The organism is Desulfonatronum parangueonense (assembly GCF_054656975.1).
The window spans coordinates 355487-372143 of record NZ_BAAHXH010000003.1 but is presented as its reverse complement, the minus strand read 5'-3'; the positions used below and the strand labels follow the sequence as shown (position 1 = coordinate 372143).

15 protein-coding genes and 1 tRNA gene are annotated in these 16657 nt (G+C 55.8%); 7 read left to right on the top strand and 9 right to left on the bottom strand.

The features are described from left to right. Positions 1-465 precede the first annotated feature (465 nt). Positions 466-2247 carry an AMP-binding protein gene (locus tag ACYQ15_RS02125; protein ID WP_459935882.1) on the bottom strand — a complete coding sequence of 594 codons (1782 nt, stop codon included), beginning with the start codon at positions 2245-2247 and terminating at the stop codon, positions 466-468. A 54-nt stretch (positions 2248-2301) separates the two neighbouring features. Further along, on the bottom strand, positions 2302-4068 hold the full coding sequence (locus ACYQ15_RS02120) for an ABC transporter ATP-binding protein (protein WP_459935881.1): 1767 nt from the start codon (positions 4066-4068) through the stop codon (positions 2302-2304). A 94-nt stretch (positions 4069-4162) separates the two neighbouring features. Between ACYQ15_RS02120 and ACYQ15_RS02115 the strand changes: the two genes are divergently transcribed. Continuing rightward, the gene (locus ACYQ15_RS02115) at positions 4163-5110 is read left to right on the top strand and encodes a glycosyltransferase family 9 protein (RefSeq protein ID WP_459935880.1); all 948 of its coding nucleotides are present in this window, start codon (positions 4163-4165) and stop codon (positions 5108-5110) included. A 27-nt stretch (positions 5111-5137) separates the two neighbouring features. Here the strand turns inward: ACYQ15_RS02115 and ACYQ15_RS02110 are convergent, their stop codons facing one another. From ACYQ15_RS02110 to ACYQ15_RS02080, 7 genes are all read right to left on the bottom strand, one after another. After that, complete coding sequence (locus tag ACYQ15_RS02110) at positions 5138-6442, bottom strand: 3-deoxy-D-manno-octulosonic acid transferase (RefSeq protein WP_459935879.1); 1305 nt, start codon at positions 6440-6442, stop codon at positions 5138-5140. Positions 6443-6454: 12 nt separating this feature from the next. After that, positions 6455-6595, bottom strand: a complete 141-nt coding sequence (locus ACYQ15_RS02105) for a hypothetical protein (protein WP_459935878.1) — start codon at positions 6593-6595, stop codon at positions 6455-6457. Between the two features lie 112 nt (positions 6596-6707). Next, positions 6708-7610, bottom strand: a complete 903-nt coding sequence (locus ACYQ15_RS02100) for an aminotransferase class IV (RefSeq protein WP_459939539.1) — start codon at positions 7608-7610, stop codon at positions 6708-6710. Positions 7611-7989: 379 nt separating this feature from the next. Then, a complete protein-coding gene (locus ACYQ15_RS02095; protein ID WP_459935877.1) occupies positions 7990-9024 on the bottom strand; it encodes an aspartate-semialdehyde dehydrogenase in 1035 nt (344 codons plus the stop codon). A 48-nt stretch (positions 9025-9072) separates the two neighbouring features. Further along, a complete protein-coding gene (metF, locus tag ACYQ15_RS02090) occupies positions 9073-9948 on the bottom strand; it encodes a methylenetetrahydrofolate reductase [NAD(P)H] (protein ID WP_459935876.1) in 876 nt (291 codons plus the stop codon). Positions 9949-10328: 380 nt separating this feature from the next. After that, complete coding sequence (locus tag ACYQ15_RS02085; protein WP_459935875.1) at positions 10329-11534, bottom strand: type II secretion system F family protein; 1206 nt, start codon at positions 11532-11534, stop codon at positions 10329-10331. Between the two features lie 160 nt (positions 11535-11694). Beyond that, positions 11695-12132, bottom strand: a complete 438-nt coding sequence (locus tag ACYQ15_RS02080) for a (deoxy)nucleoside triphosphate pyrophosphohydrolase (protein ID WP_459935874.1) — start codon at positions 12130-12132, stop codon at positions 11695-11697. A 244-nt stretch (positions 12133-12376) separates the two neighbouring features. Between ACYQ15_RS02080 and ACYQ15_RS02075 the strand changes: the two genes are divergently transcribed. The 6 genes from ACYQ15_RS02075 (at position 12377) to ACYQ15_RS02050 (ending at position 16657) form a co-directional block, all read left to right on the top strand. Further along, positions 12377-12453 (top strand) — tRNA-Arg (locus ACYQ15_RS02075). 692 nt (positions 12454-13145) lie between these two features. Then, positions 13146-13448: a plasmid mobilization protein gene (locus ACYQ15_RS02070; protein WP_459935873.1), complete on the top strand. Its 303-nt coding sequence runs from the start codon at positions 13146-13148 to the stop codon at positions 13446-13448. A 2-nt stretch (positions 13449-13450) separates the two neighbouring features. Continuing rightward, complete coding sequence (locus tag ACYQ15_RS02065; protein ID WP_459935872.1) at positions 13451-14974, top strand: hypothetical protein; 1524 nt, start codon at positions 13451-13453, stop codon at positions 14972-14974. A gap of 163 nt (positions 14975-15137) precedes the next feature. Next, entirely contained in the window at positions 15138-15338 is a 201-nt protein-coding gene (locus ACYQ15_RS02060) for a helix-turn-helix domain-containing protein (protein ID WP_459935871.1), read from the top strand. Next, entirely contained in the window at positions 15328-16119 is a 792-nt protein-coding gene (locus ACYQ15_RS02055) for a hypothetical protein (protein WP_459935870.1), read from the top strand. Before ACYQ15_RS02060 ends, ACYQ15_RS02055 begins: the two co-directional genes overlap by 11 nt. Beyond that, positions 16106-16657: a BREX protein BrxB domain-containing protein gene (locus ACYQ15_RS02050; protein ID WP_459935869.1), complete on the top strand. Its 552-nt coding sequence runs from the start codon at positions 16106-16108 to the stop codon at positions 16655-16657. Before ACYQ15_RS02055 ends, ACYQ15_RS02050 begins: the two co-directional genes overlap by 14 nt.

Here is a 16657-nt window from a genome sequence, read left to right as displayed (position 1 = left end):
ATTGCACCACGAAGAGAATGAAAGATACTGCTCGAAAAATTGTGGCAAGCATGGCCTGGATGCCCGCCTTCGCGGGCATGACGAGCTTGGTAAAGCGTACCTTTTGGAGTCATTCCCGCGAAGGCGGGAATCCAGGTACAAGGGTACTTCAGACCGCCCGATCTTTTGGAGCAGTTACCATGAAAGCACGAAGGCACACAAAGCATCAAGATTTCCTCTCCGTCCCCCTTCGTGCTCTTCGTGCCCTTCGTGGTGAAAAAAAATCCGCAAGAAATCAAACAACAACTTGATCACGTCCCGTCCCGGCGTGACATCTTACTTCTCGCGGAAATTCGGGCCGCACTGGGGTGCGGCGGTCCCGGGGGTTACATCATTGGATACCTATGCCGAACACTTGGGATGGCAATCTCGATTTCGATTGCGATTTCGATTTCGATTTTTTTGTTACATTGAGGCGGCTCACTGTCAGAATGGTGGAGAGGCGCTGGTATACAGATAGCGCTTGATTTTGTGGGTCGGGGTTTTTTCGAAGGGTTCGGTTTGCTCGATGATCTTGGTGATCCGGGAGAAGGATGACAGTCCGGCATTGGTTTTTGTGCGGATATCCTCCAGCAGGGTTTCCAGTTGCTTGCGTGCATCGAACTGGCTCATGCCCCGCCAGGCGAAGACTTCATCCAGCCGGTCGTAGTCCAGAAAAACCCTGGCCGCCACCTTGCCGTCCAGTTCGAAGACCAGGGATTCCAGGACGAAATCCTGTTCATTCAGGGCGATTTCGATTTCTTCCGGATAGATGTTCTCACCACTGGGCCCGAGGATCATGTTCTTCAGCCGCCCACGGATGAACAGATAGCCGTCATTGTCCAGCACGCCCAGATCACCTGTTCTCAGCCAACCATCCGCGGTGAAGACCTCTGAAGTCAGTTCCGGCTCCTGGAAATAGCCCTGCATCACGTTGGGGCCCCGGACCTGAATCTCGCCCACGCCCTCCTCGCCGGACTGCTGAATGCCCTGGCTCTCCAGCCCTGCTCCCTGATCAGCGGCAATGCGCACGTCCACGCCCGTCAGCGGACGGCCGCAGGAACGCCGGCGGACCCAGGCAGGCCCCGTACCGGTCACCAAAGGGGAAGCTTCGGTCAGGCCGTATCCAACAGCATAAGGAAAGCCCGCATCGCGCAAGAAGGTCTCGGTTTCCACGGCCAGAGGCGCTCCGCCGATGCAAAAGCCCCGCAGATGACCGCCGAAGGCCTGGAGCAGTTTCTTTCCAGCAGCCTTATGCAGAACTTTCCGACCCGGAGCAAAGCGGTACAGCATTCGGCCCACGGCGCTTCCCGTGAGCTTGGGCTGAATGCGGCGCTTGAATATCTTTTCGATCACCAGAGGCACGCTGAGCATGAAGGTCGGCTGCACCTTGCCCAAGGCGTCCATCAGGGCCTGTGGCGAAGGCACGCCCTGCAGATAGCGGATCTGGGTGCCATTGATCATGGGCAGCAGGAATCCCAGGGTGAACTCGATGGTATGGGCCAGGGGCAGAATGGAAAGCATCCGATCCTGTGGGCCAAGGTCCACAAGCTGCCGGGTCATCCAGGCATCGGAAATCAGGTTGCGATGGGAGAGCATCACTCCCTTGGCCCGACCGGTTGTGCCGGAAGTATAGACGATGGAAGCCAGATCATCCTCCCCAGGTGCCGCGGGCACGGATTCACCGGTCAACTGCCGGGCCAAAGCCTGCAGTTTTTCCCGATCCTTGAAGCTGGAACGAATGACGCCTTTTACCCGACCGGCCAGGGATTCCGGTGGCAGAATCCGGTAGTCATCCAGAACGATTACGGTCAGATGCTGCTGGTTCAACCCTTCCAGCTTGTTCAGACAACGTTCCGAAACCAGGAGAACTTTTGCCCCGCTGTGCCGCAGGATATGATGCACCGCGGACGGGTGAAACTCCGTCAGAATCGGCACGGCCACAGCTCCGAGAAAACTGGCCGCGAAATAGGCCACGGCCCAGTCCGGACGATTTTCACAATAAATCGCCACCCTGTCCCCATGTCCCACGCCCAATTGCGCCAGGGTCTCAGAGTGTTCCTGAACCTTGGAGTAGAGTTCGGAATAGGTGAGCGCGTCTCCCCCTACTTCTCCGACAGCCGGACGATCCGCAAACAGAACCGCGCCCCGGGACAACACCTCGGGTACGGTTCTTGGAGATACATTGACATCAAAATCCACTTTCTTTGTATTCGGCATGGTGGTCATGGCGATTCCTTCATGATTATTGGAATGGTTGCTCCAGGATGCTCATCCCGGCGTCTACCCCATGTATTGTTGATCGTACAACCGTTTGTAGACGGCGGAGGTCAGATACAGTTTTTCGTGATCGCCCTTGTGGGTGATCTGCCCGGACTCAAAAAGAAAAATATTGGACGCCAATCGGATGGTACTGAACCGATGGGCGATGATCAGCACGGTCTTGTTCCGGATCAGTCCGGACAGGGCCTGCTGGATCATCTCTTCGCTGGTAGCGTCCAAGGCCGACGTCGCCTCGTCCAGAATCAGGATCGGGGCATTGCGCAGAAAGGCCCTGGCCAGAGCCAAACGCTGTTTTTGGCCCCCGGAGAGCCGCATGCCCTTCTCTCCGACAATCGTCTCATATCCATGCGGCAGATCCCGGATGAACTCATGGGCAAAGGCGCGCTCCGCCGCATGCTCCACGGCTTCGGGAGACGCTTCCAGATCTCCGGCCATGATGTTGTAACGAACGGTATCGTTGAACAGTACGGGGTCCTGGGGCACGATGGCCATGGTGCGGCGCAAATCCTCCTTGCGAAGGTTGCGCAGGTCATGGCCGTCGATCCGGATGCTTCCGGCGGATACATCGTAGAAACGCGGAATCAGGTTGGCGAAGGTCGTCTTCCCCGCCCCGCTTGGTCCCACCAACGCGACCACCTCGCCCGGGGCAATTGTCGCGTTGATGTCCTGCAGCACCGGAATGCCCTGGTCATAGGCGAAAAACACCCGCTCGAAATGGATCTCCCCGCGCACCTTTTCCAAGGGCAGTGATTCCGGTACTTCAGGGTCGGGGACGCTGTCCTCGGTGGAGAGAATATACTCCAGACGCTCCAGCGACGCTTCCCCTTTGCGGATTTCATTATGGATCCGACCCAGTTTTTTGACCGGCTCATAGGACATGTACAGGGCGAAGATCAAAGGCAGAATTTGTTCAAGGCCGACGCCCCGGGACGACGCATAAAAAACGGCCCCGGCAACGCCGAATGCCGCCACGACTTCGATTGTCGGCGAAAGAATGTGCGAATACTTAACCACCTTCATGGCCCGGCCGAACAATTCTCTGACCGCGTGCTCGAACTTTCGGATCTCGCGATTCTCCAGGCTGAAAGCGCGTATTTCCTTTGTTGAGGTAAGATTCTCGTTGAGGATGGTGGTCAGGTCCGCGGTCTGCGCCAGGAAGCGGTGCGCCCGGTGCAGGAGCTTCTTGCCGATGATCCGGATGGGCAGGATGCAGACCGGAACCAGCAGCAAGGTCAGCAAAACGAACAACAATTCCTGCTGCTTGAGGGACAAATAAATAACCGCGCCCACGGCTCCGAGAAAGGTCAGGGGCTGCTTGATCAGGTCATTGGCCACATTGGTCACGACGCCCTGTAAATGCCCGGTATCATTGATTACCCTGGCCAGCAGGTCGCCGCTTTTATTCTTCTGATAAAATGCCAGTGGCAACGTCTGGAGCTTGGTGAACACCCGCACCCGCAGGGCTTCCAGAACCTTGCCGCCGCAATAATGTATCAAATAGACATTCAGGAAGCCGCTTACGCTGCGGACCAGAAAAATCGCGGGAATAAACGCGGTTACGGCGATCAACACCGACAGGGGGGGCGGTTCCGGTCCAAAAATGATCGGGAAGACGCGGTCAGCCATGAACGGCAAGCCGAACCCACTGGCCACGCCGAAAATGACCCCGAAAAAAATCGCCGCTGCAAACTGCTTGCGCACTGCCCCCAGGAGTGAAAAGTAGGGCAGAAAGCGTTTGAACAACCCTTCGTTTTGCTTTACTCGCATCAGGAGGAAACGCTCCTCCGGCAAAAACGTTGCTCAAAAATGTCCATACCGGACTCCTCCACCCTCAACCCGCATCTTGTCAGCAAACTGTTGCATGAAAAACCCCACCTTTCTCATCATCAAGCCGTCCTCTCTCGGAGATATCGTTCACGGCCTGCTTGTGGCCCAGATGATCAAACGCGGATTCCCTGAATCCCGCATCGACTGGGTCTGCCGGGACATCTTCGCCCCGCTGATCCATGCCTGCCCCTTTGTGGACAATGTTTTTCTCTTTGAACGGCACGGGGGCATCGCCGCTTTCCTTAAACTGATCCGTAATGTGCGACAACATCGTTATGGTTGGATCCTGGACATGCAGGGTCTGGCTCGCAGCGGTCTGATCACCATGCTGGGCAGAGCCGAAACGTCCATCGGCCGATCCGATGCCCGGGAAGGCGCCCGGTTCGTCTACGACAAGCGCCCCCCCCTGCCGCCGACGGGCGTTCAATCCCACGCCGTGGCCATTCTCAGCGAGTTCCTGCCCCTGCTTGGCCTGCCCAGGAATGTTTCCCCCCGCCTCATAATTCCCACTGGAAATCAGGGCTGTCCGCAAGCTTTCACGATGTCGTCCGCTCCGGTGCTTCTGTTTCCCGAAAGCCGCCGCGCGGAGAAGAACTGGCCGTTTTTTCCCCGCCTGACCCGCGATCTCGGCGAAATTTTTCCGGGCATCCCGATTGTCTGGGCCGGGGCCCAGGCCGTGGACTTCCCCGCGGATATTTCCGGAGAAGATTTCATCAACCTGACCGGAAAGACGTCACTTCGGGAACTGCTTCCACTTCTAGCCGGCGCCCGCCTGGTCGTCGGCAACGACAGCGGCCCGTTGCACCTTGCCGCGGCCTTGGGCGTGCCCACCCTGGCCCTCTTCGGCCCCACGGACCCGGCCCGATATCGCCCCTATCCTGAAGACGACCGGCAAAACCGCATCCTCTGCGCTCCAGGGGGCGTCTTTCAGCGGCTTCAGCCCGAGACGGTTCTGGAATCCATCCGAAATATTCTCACGTAACCTGCCATGGCCTCTCAAGCAAGGAAACTACATGCTCGATCTCAGCTCATTGAGCGCGAGCAGAGTCCGTTGCGCGGAGCCTTTGCCGGCCAGGTGCCATTGCCTGGCGGCCCGTCCCCGCTCCTCTCGTGCCGCGTGGTTCTGGAACAAGGCCAGAACCTGGTCGGTCAGTTCCTGTTCACCGTGCATAATTTCCCCGGCTCCTGCCGTGGTCATTGAGGTCACTATCGCTCGGAAATTCTGCATGTTCGGCCCGAAAAGGACCGCCTTTCCCAAAGCGGCAGCCTCGATGGGATTCTGCCCGCCGCGGTGAGGGTCCATGCTCTTGCCTACAAAAACCACGTCGGCAATCTGCAGCAAGGCCACCATTTCCCCGGTGGTATCGGCCACGGCCACATCCACGGTCGCGGTTGCCGGACCAGTTGTCCGAAAGTGAGCGGCCCACCCTGTCTTGGTCAACATCTGCCGCAGGTCGGTACGTCGTTCCGCATGCCTGGGAATCAGCAGCAGTTTGCAGGGTACGCCGTGTTCCCGAAGCGATCTCGCCACCCGCAGCAGCATTTCCTCCTCCCCGGGCCAAGTGGACGCACCGGCCAGGATAAGCGGCCGAGTCGTTGCTCCAGACTCCCAAAGCCCAAGTTCACGGCGCAATTGCTCCAGTTCATGGGGTTGCAGAAGCGGATGGGGAGTGAAGTCCAGCTTGAGATTGCCGCTGACCACGATCCTGTCCGGAGGCGTTCCAAGCCCGGCATACCGTCGGCCGTCCTCTTCCGAAGCGGCCACGACCTTGTCCAACATGGCAAACGGCGCCCGAAGAAAACTCGGAAGAATCCGCCAGCGGCGAAAGGAACGCTCGGACATCCGGGCATTGATCAGGGCCACGGGAACATTCCGCTGACGGGCCTGGTGCAGATGCTCCGGCCAGATCTCGCTCTCCATCAGCACGCACAGATCCGGTTGCAGCCGGTTCCAAACACGATGGCTGACGGGCCAGAAATCAAGAGGAAAGTAACCGAGATGAGCCATATCGGCGCCGTATTTGCGGTGGGCCAGAGCATAGGCCGTGCTGGTGGTCGTGGTGAGCACGATCTGGACGGTGTCATCCTGGCGCAACAAGTCCAGCAACGGGGCCAGGGCCAGAATCTCTCCGACACTGACTGCATGAATCCAGATTCTCCGCCCACCCCGCGGTTTGGGCGCCAAGGCTGGAACATTGCCCAGGCGCTGCGCAAAATGCCCGGCATAGCCGCCGCGCCGCAGCATCCTTGGAATATACATCGGCAGAACCAGAAACAGGGCCGGCAGAAACAGCAATCGGTAGAGCAGCAGCATCGCGTCTTCAGGCTATGTGTCTTTGCCCGGTTGCCGGGTAAAACGAACCATGATGAAATCCCCAAAACCATTCGCCCGGGAACCGAACGGCAGCGCACACTGTTGATCCATGGTCACTTTCCTGTTTGTCTGTCCGCAAACATCAACGGCCATGCGTATGCTCCGAGCACCCCTGGGCGGGGTGAAAACAGGATCCCGTTCGACATGAGGGGAGGAACAGGGATGTAAGAACCGCGGCAACGGCCGGTGCGACAGCCTGTCACGGTCAGAGGGGAATGCCGTTGTCCCGCAGATCCTGGATCAAGAACTGCCGCATCCGTTTGCTCACTGGTCCGGGACGAACGTCGTGAATGGGCTTTTTGTTGAAACGGACCACGCTCAAGGCATCAATGGTCGTACCCAGCAGAATCACTTCCCGGGCCAGGTAGATGTCGTTCTCGGAGACCTTGCGAAAAAGAACAGGCATGTCTCCCGTGACCGCATCCAAAGCACGCATCAGTGTCGTTCCGGTCAGTGCGTTGCTCAATTCCGGAACGACCACGCGCCCCTGGTCATCGACAAGACAAACGTTTTCCACGGCGCCTTCGGCCAGAAATCCCTGTTCATCGAAACACAGCGAATAGTCGCAACCGGATTCCACTGCTTCCCGTTTCATGAGCACATTGGGCAGGTAATTGACGCTCTTGATCTTGGCCATCAGGCCGCTTTTCGCGGGCATGGAGCAGCGAGAGGCCGTGACTCCCTTCTCGTAAGCTTCCTCGGAACGCGGATGGAGCTTGTACACCACGATGTACAAGCTGGCCTTGGGACACTCCCGGGAATCAATGCCGAAGCCTCCGGGACCGCGACCCAGCAGCACCCGGACCATTCCCTGCTCCGCGGATGCCGCCCTGGCCACATCCACGATCATTGTCTTCAATTCTTTCCAGGAACAGGGCGGTTCGAGAAAAATCGACTGTGCCGAGAAAGTAAGCCGCTCCACATGCGGCTCCATCTGATACAACTTGCCGTCCACGAATTTCATTGTTTCAAAAACACCGTCTCCGCGGTGCACCATGTGATCATCCAGCGGCAGAAGCATCAGCCGCGGGTCAGTGCCGACAACCCCCACCCTGTGATCATAAAATGCCAGAACTTCATCGATGCCGGGACGCGGCGCCTGCAGCATGCGTTGCAAATAAGCTTGCTGATCTTTTTCTATGGATAGCAAAGGAATCTCTCCTCAAAACAGGTACGGTTAAAGCCCGGCAGCCCAGGACTGCCGGGCAAGCAAGGACAAATAGGTTATCGGAATGGTAAACAAATCTATAACGACTCAGCTCGTCCGAGTTAAACCGGCTGGATACCCGCTTTCGCGGGTATGACTGGTCCGAAGACGGCAAAAAAACAAAGTCATTCCCGCGAAGGCGAGAATCCAGGTCACACTTGCCAGACAGTTCGTTCAAAACCCCAAGTGCAAGGAGCAAAAATAGGTCAAGGTCGAAGCTCGTACGTGAGAGTTTGAACTTTTGCGGCAACGCAGCAGTTGGGAGTTTTTCAACGAACTGTTACTGGGCGTCGTTCACCCGGATCAAGTCACGATCCAAAAGCACCTCAGCGATCTGGACAGCGTTCAATGCGGCGCCCTTGCGCAGGTTGTCCGCCACGATCCAGAGGTTCAAACCGTTGGGGATGGATTCGTCTTCCCGAATCCGGCCGACAAAGGTCAGATCCTCGCCCGCGGCGTGGATGGGCATGGGATAGATTTTTTCCTTGGGATTGTCCAAGACCTGCACGCCCGGAGCCTGACTCAGGATCACTCTGGCTTCCGCGGACGTGATTTTTTTCTCGGTTTCGACGTTGACGGACTCGCTGTGTCCGTAAAACACCGGGACCCGTACGGTCGTCGCAGTCAGGCGAATGGATTCGTCTCCCATGATTTTCTGGGTCTCCAGGACCATTTTCATTTCTTCCTTGGTGTAGTCGTTGTCCAGAAAGACATCGATATGGGGCAGGCAGTTGAAGGCGATGCGGTGCGGATAGACCTCGGGCTCGGGTTCCTGCATGTTGAACATCTGCCGCACCTGGCTCTCCAATTCCTTGATGGCATTTTGGCCGGTTCCGGAAACGGCCTGGTACGTGGAAACCACGACCCGTTTGATCTTTCCCGCGTCATGCAACGGCTTCAACACCACAACCATCTGGATCGTCGAACAGTTGGGATTGGCGATGATTCCCTTATGCCGGGAAAGCTCATCCGGGTTCACTTCCGGAACAACCAGAGGTACTTCGGGATCCATGCGCCACGCGCTGGAGTTGTCCACCACCACGCACCCGGATCTTGCCGCGATGGGGGCGAACTTTTCGGAAGTGCTCCCGCCGGCCGAAAACAAGGCCAAGTCAAGGAAATTGAAAGAATTTTCATCCAGCTCCTCCACCACCAGCTGTCCGCCCTTGAACGGCAGTTCCTGTCCCGCGGATCGCGACGAAGCCAATGCCTTGACCGAGGTTGCCGGAAATTCCCGCTGTTCCAGTATCTTGAGGATCTCCCGCCCCACTGCCCCGGTCGCACCGACCACGCCGACACGTAGTTCTTTGGTCATGTCATAACTCCTAAATATTGGATAAAGATTGTCTGCAGATAAAACCGGTTATTGCGCAACCTGTTCCATGATCCGCAGACATCCGTCCGACCGGTTCATGGTGTACAAATGCACTCCGGGTGCGCCGTTGTTCAACAGATCCTGGATCTGCTGAGCGGCATATTTCATCCCCACTTCCTGCACCGCGGCATCGCCGCCCCGCGCGTCCGCTTGTTCCAGATCCTTCTGGAATTGGGCCGGCAGAGACGCACCGCACATGGAGGTTATGCGTTGGATGAACTTGAGGCTGAAAATGGGCATGATGCCGGGAATGATGGGTTTGGTGATCCCGGCGTCCCGGGCTTTTTGGATAAAATCCCAGTAAACCTTGTTGTCAAAAAAAAGCTGGGTTACGGCAAAATCCCCTCCCAGATCAAGCTTTGCCTTCAAGAATCGCAGATCCTCCTCCAGGCCGACGGCTTCCGGATGACCTTCCGGATAACCGGCCACCCCGATCCCGAAATCCGGATAGTTTCCGGTGATGAATCGAACCAGATCGGAGGCGTGCTGAAAACCTTCGTCAGATGGGGTGAACGAGGTCTCCCCTTTGGGAGGATCGCCTCGCAAGGCCATGACATTGGTAACGTTGGCGCGCGCCAAATCATCCAGAAAATCTTTCAGGCCTTCGGCGCTTGCACCAACACAGGTCAAGTGCGCCATGGGCTCCATGTCGAAATCGCGCTTGATGGTGGTCACAATATCCAGCGTGGCGGCCTGGGTGCTGCCGCCGGCGCCGTAGGTCACCGAAACGAAGAGCGGGTTCAATGGACGCAGCCGCTCCACTGTTTCAAAAAACTTCGGCCACAACGCCCGGTCCTTGGGAGGAAAGAACTCCAATGAAATCCTGGATCGATCAGGCTGCTGCAGCATGTCCTTGATTTTCACGACAAATCTCCGATGGTTTGTGATTGAAGATGACTATGGGTCAAGTCCAGCCACTGTTGCCGCTATCACCGGCTGGATTTTTTTCTGATAGCAAGCTTGGTAACTGCTCAAAAACTTGTGGCAATCAACAGGATAAATCCTGGGAGCGCCGCACCCCAGTGCGGCAACGGTGTAACGCACATCGGGTAAAGTTCCGGCAGGAATATGGCCCCTGTAGCTTGGTCACGAAACTCCGCGTCGATGGGAACAGGAATCCTCGTCGCCCGATCTTTTTGAGCAGTTACCATGCTTGGACCTTTAACGAAATTTCTTCGATTTCGATTTCGATTTCGATTTCGATTTCGATTAAAGCCAAAGCACACTTATTCTGGTGCTGTAAACTACATGATCGTCTCGCCGATTTGGAAGATGGGCAGATACATGCTGACCACCAGTCCGCCGACCACGACACCGAGGAAGACGATCATCATTGGTTCCAGGAGCGAGGTCAGCGTCTCCACGGCCACATCCACCTCGTTGTCGTAGAAGTCGGCGACCTTGGCCAGCATGTGATCCAGGTTACCGGTGGTTTCGCCGATGGAAATCATCTGGATGACCATGGGCGGAAAGACACCGGTGGCTTCCAGGGGATCTGCCAGGGTCTGTCCCTCGGAAATACTTTTTTTGGCATCGAGAACACCGCGTTCAACGGTCTTGTTGCCGGAGGTTTTGGCCACGATGTCCAGGGCGCCCAGAATGGGCACCCCGCTGGAGACCATGGTGCTCAAGGTGCGGCCAAACCTGGCCACGGCAACCTTGCGCAGGAGGGGACCGAACACCGGCAGGGTCAAGACCCAGTAATCTACCAAGATCTTCACCCGCTCGATCCGGTACAGGCGTTTGGCAATGATTGCAAACGCCACGGCCCCGCCGAGCATGAACAATATGTTGTCCTGGGTGAAGCGGCTCAAATTGATGACGATCTGGGTCGGCATGGGGAGCGCTGCGCCGAAATCCGCGAACATGGTTTCAAATGTCGGGATCACGAAAATCAGAATGATGGCAATGACCGCCACGGCCACGGTGACGACCACCGCCGGATAGACCATGGCCGACTTGACCCTGGCCTTGAGTTTCGCGGCCTTCTCCAGGTAGTCCGCCAGCCGGAGCAGGATTATGTCCAGCACGCCTCCGGCCTCGCCCGCATTGACCATGTTCGCGTACAGATCGTTGAAGATCTTCGGATGTTTGCGCATGGCGTCGAAAAGCGAGCTGCCGCCCTCAATATCGTTGCGGACGTTGTACAGAACCCGGCGCAAGAGCTTGTTTTCCGTTTGCTCGCACATGATCTGCAGGGACTGCAGGATCGGCACGCCGGCATTGATCATGGTCGAGAACTGGCGACTAAAAATGACCATGTCCCGGTCCGTGACCTTGCCTTCGAGAAAAGTGCCCTCAAGGATGTCCTTGGGCTTGGGCTTGACCGTAAGCTGGGTGTAACCTTTTCGCCGAAGGGCGTTTTCAGCCATTTCCAGTGATGGAGAGTCAAAATCGCCCTTGATCCGGCGACCTTGCCTGTTCCGGCCTTTGTAGATGAATATGGGCATTCAAAAGATCCTAAATACTCGAATGGGAAGATAACCGCAGTACAGCGCAAACGGCTGATGGATTCCCCGAATCTGGATGCAACTGCGCTTGCGACTTTGCAAACGGATCAATAAACGCTTTGCCTGCAACCAGGTTTCGAAACTAGCCATGGACAAACGATCATCGGACATCGGGTCGTGACGAATCAGACCAATCAGCAGGTGAGGAAACGGTTGCCAGTTCAGCAACGATCTCCAGATCGCCCGGCAGAAAAGGGAGATCCGCAGCACCAGGGACAACCCAAGCCAGGTCCTGATTTTCCTGCGGTACAGGCGTTCCCTGGAAGCAGCTAACCCAGAAAAAATACAAATGAACATGAAGATCAGGGTATTGGTGTTTTTTTTCACGCCAGAGGGAAAAGTGCTTGGGAATAATTTCCAGTTCCTCCCGCAACTCACGTACCAGTGCCTGCTCCAGCGTTTCTCCAGGTTCCACCTTGCCCCCGGGAAATTCCCAAAAACCAGCCATGTGCTTGCCGTCAGGCCGCTGAACAGCCAGATATCGCCCTTCTCGCCACACCACCGCGGCAACGACTTTCGTGAATTGACCTTCTTTCATCCTTTACCTCTGACAAAGGCGTCTCTTAGCGTAAAGAGATGCATTTGACCAGAACGGGCAGAGATCACGCAGCAGACAATATCCAGGACCGGCAAATTCAACAGCATGACGGCACTCGATCCTGTTATTCTTTTGATTAAGGCAAGTACGAAAGCCCTTGACCACGAATCCCACACAAAAAACTCTCGCAAACATCACCCTCGCCTTGACGCTTCGCCAAAGAGCACATAAACAGAGTACCCATGCGCCCGTAGCTCAGTCGGATAGAGCGTCGGACTTCGAATCCGCAGGCCGGGAGTTCGAATCTCTCCGGGCGCACCAAGAAAATTAAGGGTTTACGATGAAAAATCGTAAACCCTTTTTTGCTTCAAAACGCCAAAAATCGCTTTTTGGTCAACCCCTGGTCAACCAATGTAAATCTTGACCAGCCTCGCCCCACCTTGGAATCTTCACTTGGATAGCCACCCTGCATCGTTGCGGGAGCACATGGATGTGCGTCTTCGGTGCCGCCTTCGGGCGCTTGACAGCAGTGCTCGCGACGGCTAAATTGTTGTTTAGATAGACAAAAAGTATTTGGACGGACGTTCGGGGCCAGCCTACCCTTCCGGCGTACAGGCGCTGCCTGTTCACCGTAGGGGCGTCTGGCAAGGGGGGCATCCCCCTTGACCCCCGTTTCCGCTTCGCGTCGGATTTTTGGTGTGGCTAAAATATTTTGAACCAACCGAATTGAGGGTGCTTTTTGAAAAAGAAACCACCCGCTTCGCTCATGACACTGAGGTCGCCATGAATATGGCATCGATGCTTTCCAACTCCCGTCAGAGAGTGGCAATCCTATTGGAAAGCAGCCCTCCCCCTGCTTTGCAAAATGTTTCCTTAGCGAACTTTGCGGCTTGAGCGACCAATGGGAGCGGACGGTGAAACGATTTTGCCCCCTGGTGATAACTGACCCCGCGCACCCGAACCGGCTAACGCCGATGCTCCCATCATCAAAACAGAGATTTCCGGAGGTACAAATGGCCAAAAGCGAACGAATGCACTTGCGGTTCAGCCCGGAAGACAAGGTCTTGGTCCGGCAAAAAGCCGAGATGGCGGGCATGAGCGTGTCCGAGCTTGTCCGGTCCATTCTCCATAAGCGCCAGATTCGCTCCCATCTGGACATCCGGGTGGAACAGCAAAAGATTGTGGAGTTGAACCGCGTCGGAGTGCTGCTGAACCAGATTGCCAAGTATGCGAACACCTACGCCGAAGATGCCGACGCCGGGAAAATCCTGGATGGGCTTTTGCGGATTGAATCCCTGATCAACGGGAGGGCGTAGCCGTGCATATCAAATTCACCAAAGCCGGGAAACGGACGGCCAAAGGTCTGGCCGAGTATCTGCTTCAAGAAAAGAATTCAAGAGGGGCCGTGCGCCATGAAATCAAAGTCCTCGAAGGCGACCCACATCGTGTTGCCCGGATCGCGGACAGCCTGGACTTCAAGGACAATTTCACCCACGGCATCATTACGTGGGGACCGGAGGATGAGCCTACGGAACAACAAAAGGACAGCCTACTGGCCCACTTCAAGAGATTGGCCTTTGGTGGCCTTGACGAGACCAGGTTCGCCTTTTCCTTCGTGGAACACCAGGAGCAGGACAAAGGGCGACATATCCATTTCTTTCACGCCAAGTTGGATCTCCAGTCCGGCTTAAAATACAACACCGCGTCGCCGCAAAAGGGCCGGTTTGGTTACTATGCCGCGTGGCAAAAATCGTATGACGCCCTGCGCGACGTCTTCAACTACGCCTGCGAGTGGACCCGACCCGACGACCCGCGTCGGATGCGTGACATCTCCCTTGGACGTGGCAATTTTGCCACTGAAGGAAAGGCCTTTACGAATCGCACTGCACTGAAAACCGCCCTGTGCGAGATCGTTCTCCGGGAAATCAAAGCCGGGACGATCAAAAACCGTAAGGACGTGCTGGACACGCTCCGGGAATACGGGACGATTACGCGAACCGTGAGAAATTCCATTTCCATCGAACTGGAGGGCCACAAAAAACCGTTTCGATTAAAGGGATACATTTTCAGCCAGGATTTAGACGTAGCCCAACGAATCAAGATAGAGCAAATGCCAGAGTTGTCCCCGGAAGAACGCGCGGCCAGAATACAGGCCGCAAGCAAAACCTTCACCGAAGAGCTGCAAAAGAAAATCGACTACAATCTTAAGCGTTACGGGGCGGACCGGGAACTCCCTCTGCCCGACCCCGGCCAAGGCCACGAGTTGATGAGCAAGGCCATATTCCGTCCTTCACCCTCTCCATTGGCCATCAATGCCCCTGACAAACCCCTTTCCCTGAGGACCTTCACGCGGGACACCGCCTGTCCCGTACGTCTGCTTTCCCCAATGGCAGTGCAACAACACGTCAAGACCAAAGAGCGGTCCCAAGTCCAGCCGCGCCAAGCACCCTCCAAGCAGTTGCCACTAACCCGTTCCTTCTGGAGTGACATGGCCCAAAATCAAATGAGGAAAACAGCCCTTAGCACACAACAGGACTTGGGCATCTTCCTGGAGCAACTCCTGCTCACGGTCTCCTGGCAACAGCCTGACCGCTTGGACATTCCCTACAATACCATCATGGTTGAATCAGAACCGGGAAAATGGGCTTACCTCCTGGTGTACCCCGACGAGTACACCCCAGAGGCCATCCTTTTTCTCGATACCAAGACCCTGGCCGTTCTAGAACGGGAGGGCACACCGGAGGCGCTGAACACCCTTATTTCAACTTATCAAAACTGGGTCAAAAACGACCTAACAAGCCATCTTGATACACATAACCCCACTCATCGTCTCGCCTTCTAGCGCAAGCCCCAATAATTGATATGGCGATCAATTTTTTAGTTTTTGACTTCCCCTCCCCCTTCCTTTAAGGCAAACCTTGTCTAACCGGATATAATCAAGTCGGACAGAATTCAACTTGATTGAGCCCCCTTTTTTTGATTTGGATAAGAACGGAGTCAACTTTATGCAAGACAGATGGTTGTCCGTCGATGAGATTGGAGACTATCTCGGCGTAAAGCGGGATACGGTCTACAAGTGGATCGTCGAGAAGGACATGCCTGCCCACAAGATCGGTCGGCTTTGGAAGTTCAAGAAGGACGAGGTTGACAACTGGGTGCGTAAGGGCAAGGCAAAGAAGAACAATGGTTTTGGCAATGCAAGCTAGCCAAGACCTGCTGGAAAAATTCGGCTTCGCCTTTCCCAAGGGCAGCCCGCATGTATCGCGGACCATGATGTCCGAAGAATTGGGTTTGCTGCTGGACTTTGTCAGTGAACCTGACGCCGAGCGGGCGGATTATGTCCAGGCCATCGTTGCCAACAACTGCCTGGGCAAGAAAACCGAAAAAAACCGCCTGATCACAAAAAGATATCTTGTCGAACTCTATGCGCTGGACCCGGCATTTCTCCTATTTCGGGCTCTGCGGTTCTTCTGGAAGCGGGACGAGAGCGGGCGTCCGCTGCTGAGTATTCTTTGCGCCTATGCCCGCGACACCATGCTTCGTGCCTCAGCAAAATACGTTCTGTCTCTTCCTGAAGGCTCTCTGGTGACGCGCGTGACCATGGAGACTTTCCTGGATGATCTTGCCCCAGGCCGTTACAGTCCGGGAAAGCTGGCCTCCAACGCCAAGAATCTCAATTCCACCTGGACCCAATCCGGACATCTCAAAGGCAGAACGAACAAAAGCCGCTCCCGCGCACTTCCCACTCCAGGCAGTGTTTCTTATGCCCTTTTGCTGGGTTATCTGTGCGGGTTTCGCGGTCATTCCCTGTTCACCAACGAATACGCCAACCTTCTGGACTGTTCCTTTGACGAAGCGGCCCAACTTGCCGAGAGCGCTTCCCGGAAAGGATGGATTGTATTCAAGCGGGTGGGAGATGTTGTCGAGGTGAATTTCCCGAACCTGATCACAATGCAAGAAATGGAGTGGCTACGTGAGCAGAATTAAGCGTCTGGTCCAGTCTTACGGAAAACATATTGCCGTGCCCTGGAGGGATGATGTAGCGGCAGCCCAGCGGGTCATTTTCTGCGTTTACAACGAAAACGACGAACGGTGGCTGCGGGCCAGGATTGATGAGTTTGAAATTTTGACCCGGCAAGCCGGCCATGAGTGGGCGATCTATGACCTGACAGACACATTCGCCGTGTGGCTGGCCGCTCAACGATACTCCATAAGCTATTTCCAGAAGCCTGAACTCCTCTCAACACCGCTTCCCAAATACATGACGTACATCACCGGAAGTTTTTCAAACTTCCTGGACGAAAAGCAGGTCGGCTCCCAAGCGGTTACCGCCATCATGGGCGTGGGTTCGCTGTTCGGCTTTATGAAAGTCAAGGACCTTGTGGACAAGCTTTCGCCGATGGTCAAAGGGCGGCTTTTGGTCTTTTTCCCTGGCAGTTTCGAGAACAACAATTACCGGCTGCTGGACGGTTACGACGGATGGAACTACCTAGCCGTACCCATCACGGCGGATAAGAATACTTGA

Excerpts from the sequence above, each read along its gene's own strand:
- ACYQ15_RS02125 (WP_459935882.1), bottom strand. The coding sequence starts at position 2,247 with ATGACCACCATGCCGAATACAAAGAAAGTGGATTTTGATGTCAATGTA.
- ACYQ15_RS02095 (WP_459935877.1), bottom strand. The coding sequence starts at position 9,024 with ATGACCAAAGAACTACGTGTCGGCGTGGTCGGTGCGACCGGGGCAGTG.
- ACYQ15_RS02085 (WP_459935875.1), bottom strand. The coding sequence starts at position 11,534 with ATGCCCATATTCATCTACAAAGGCCGGAACAGGCAAGGTCGCCGGATC.
- ACYQ15_RS02115 (WP_459935880.1), top strand. The coding sequence starts at position 4,163 with ATGAAAAACCCCACCTTTCTCATCATCAAGCCGTCCTCTCTCGGAGAT.
- ACYQ15_RS02120 (WP_459935881.1), bottom strand. The coding sequence starts at position 4,068 with ATGCGAGTAAAGCAAAACGAAGGGTTGTTCAAACGCTTTCTGCCCTAC.
- ACYQ15_RS02070 (WP_459935873.1), top strand. The coding sequence starts at position 13,146 with ATGGCCAAAAGCGAACGAATGCACTTGCGGTTCAGCCCGGAAGACAAG.
- ACYQ15_RS02100 (WP_459939539.1), bottom strand. The coding sequence starts at position 7,610 with ATGCTGCAGGCGCCGCGTCCCGGCATCGATGAAGTTCTGGCATTTTAT.
- ACYQ15_RS02055 (WP_459935870.1), top strand. The coding sequence starts at position 15,328 with ATGCAAGCTAGCCAAGACCTGCTGGAAAAATTCGGCTTCGCCTTTCCC.
- ACYQ15_RS02110 (WP_459935879.1), bottom strand. The coding sequence starts at position 6,442 with ATGCTGCTGCTCTACCGATTGCTGTTTCTGCCGGCCCTGTTTCTGGTT.
- ACYQ15_RS02060 (WP_459935871.1), top strand. The coding sequence starts at position 15,138 with ATGCAAGACAGATGGTTGTCCGTCGATGAGATTGGAGACTATCTCGGC.
- ACYQ15_RS02080 (WP_459935874.1), bottom strand. The coding sequence starts at position 12,132 with ATGAAAGAAGGTCAATTCACGAAAGTCGTTGCCGCGGTGGTGTGGCGA.
- ACYQ15_RS02105 (WP_459935878.1), bottom strand. The coding sequence starts at position 6,595 with ATGGCCGTTGATGTTTGCGGACAGACAAACAGGAAAGTGACCATGGAT.